Origin of the sequence: Endozoicomonas arenosclerae (assembly GCF_001562015.1) — a bacterium.
Lineage (GTDB): Bacteria > Pseudomonadota > Gammaproteobacteria > Pseudomonadales > Endozoicomonadaceae > Endozoicomonas_A > Endozoicomonas_A arenosclerae.
In genome coordinates this window covers 1-1,771 of sequence record NZ_LASA01000254.1, presented here as the reverse complement: position 1 = coordinate 1,771, position 1,771 = coordinate 1, and the positions used below count along the sequence as shown (strand labels likewise).

3 protein-coding genes are annotated in these 1,771 nt (G+C 49.3%); 2 read left to right on the top strand and 1 reads right to left on the bottom strand.

Annotation, left to right across the window (positions count from 1 at the left end; genetic code table 11):
- The coding region (locus tag WG89_RS33165; RefSeq protein WP_172806691.1) for a transposase at nt 1-159 on the bottom strand (159 nt) is incomplete at its 3' end.
- Between WG89_RS33165 and WG89_RS28445 the strand changes: the two genes are divergently transcribed.
- Both WG89_RS28445 and WG89_RS28440 read left to right on the top strand, forming a co-directional pair.
- Entirely contained in the window at nt 158-1,306 is a 1,149-nt protein-coding gene (locus WG89_RS28445; RefSeq protein WP_245662996.1) for a UDP-glucose--hexose-1-phosphate uridylyltransferase, read from the top strand. The two genes, WG89_RS33165 and WG89_RS28445, sit on opposite strands and share 2 nt — an antisense overlap.
- Nucleotides 1,303-1,771: galactokinase family protein (locus tag WG89_RS28440; RefSeq protein WP_281177731.1), on the top strand; the 469-nt coding region annotated here is incomplete at its 3' end. The genes WG89_RS28445 and WG89_RS28440, both read left to right, overlap by 4 nt.

The following is a 1,771-nucleotide window of genomic DNA, read 5'->3' as shown; positions in this document are numbered from 1 at the left end:
TTTACAAGAATATCTCTGTCTGTCAGGCTGTGAATCGTCCTTGCCTTGGCGGGTTATGTCTGAGCTGGCACAGTGTGGGCATTTCACCCCGTCAGGCCAGCGAATCTGGCGTATCTGTTCAAAGCACTTGGCGTTGTCGAGGAGGTCATAAAGTTTCATGACACTTTTGTACAAGAAAACGTCTTCTATTCATAGTCAAATAACTCGTCCTCAACCAGCTCCCCAGAATCCATTAAGAGCCAAAATAATAATGAACAACGATGCGTTTGACATGGCTGTCCACCCCCATCGCCGTTTTAACCCCTTAACAGGTGAATGGATACTGGTATCTCCTCACCGTGCACGCCGTCCCTGGCAAGGTCAGGTTGAAGCCACGACATGGGCCCAGCCACCAAAACACGACCCTGAATGTTATCTGTGTCCCGGAAATTACCGAGTAACTGGAGAACAGAACCCGGATTACACACAGCCCTTTGCTTTCAAAAATGACTTTCCCGCACTGTTAGAAGATACGCCCGATGTTCTTCCAGAGTCTGAACTATTTAAATCAGCCACAGCCCGGGGCGAGGCAAGAGTCATTTGTTTTTCTCCTGACCACAGTAAAACCTTGCCACTGCTTTCCAACCGGGAGATCAGAAGCGTAATAGATGCCTGGGCAGAGCAAGTGTCTGAGTTGGGTCAGAAATACCCTTGGGTTCAGGTTTTTGAAAACAAGGGCTCCGTCATGGGCTGCTCTAACCCTCATCCTCATGGACAAGTCTGGGCCAGTAGTTTTCTTCCTAACGAAGCCCTGAAAGAGAACATTCATCAGCAACAATGGAGCGAACTGAATAAGAACAACATGCTGCTGGAATATGCACGCATGGAGTCAGAAGCCGGAGAGCGCACCATCATAGAAAATGAGCACTGGATAGTGGTGGTTCCCTATTGGGCATCCTGGCCGTTTGAAACACTCCTGCTGCCAAAACATCACGTTTTAAGACTGCCTGACCTATCTGAAGATCAGCGAAACAGTCTTGCTGACTGCCTGAAACAAATCACCATTCGATACGACAACCTGTTCCAGACTTCATTTCCCTACTCAATGGGCTGGCATGGAGCCCCTACTCAGAAAGGTGATTTTCAGCACTGGCAGCTTCACGCACATTTCTATCCTCCTCTTCTTCGTTCCGCCACTGTCAGAAAATTCATGGTGGGTTTTGAAATGCTGGCCGAAGCCCAAAGAGACTTAACCGCAGAGCAAGCAGCTGAACGCCTGAGAAACCTTCCAGAAATCCATTACCTGCATACTGAACAAGCATCATGACGGACCTGAAACCCACATTAACGCAACTTTTTCTGGAAAAGTTTGGCGAAGAACCCCAGCACTTTTTCCAGGCGCCAGGCCGCGTGAACTTGATTGGTGAACATACGGATTATAACGATGGCTTTGTCCTTCCCTGCGCCATTAACTTCCAAACCTTGATTGCAGCCAGTCCTCGCAAAGATGACAAAATAGTGGTCACATCAGCAAGCTTTGCAGGACAAACGACAGAGTTTGACCTGACTCTCCCGATCCCTCCCTGTAAAGAGGCCTCCTGGAGTAATTATCTTCGTGGTGTTGCCACCATCCTTCTCGAAAGAGGCATCCCCATTAAAGGAGCTAATCTGGCCATTGCTGGCAACATTCCTCAGGGCACAGGCCTTAGCTCTTCAGCCAGCCTGGAGGTAGCTACGGGTCTGACTCTGGCCAGACTGTCTGAACAGGAGGTCAGCCTGAAGGAGCTGGCAC

Bases quoted from the DNA above. Each gene is read 5' to 3' on its own strand.
- WG89_RS28445 (WP_245662996.1), top strand. From the start codon at position 158: ATGACACTTTTGTACAAGAAAACGTCTTCTATTCATAGTCAAATAACT.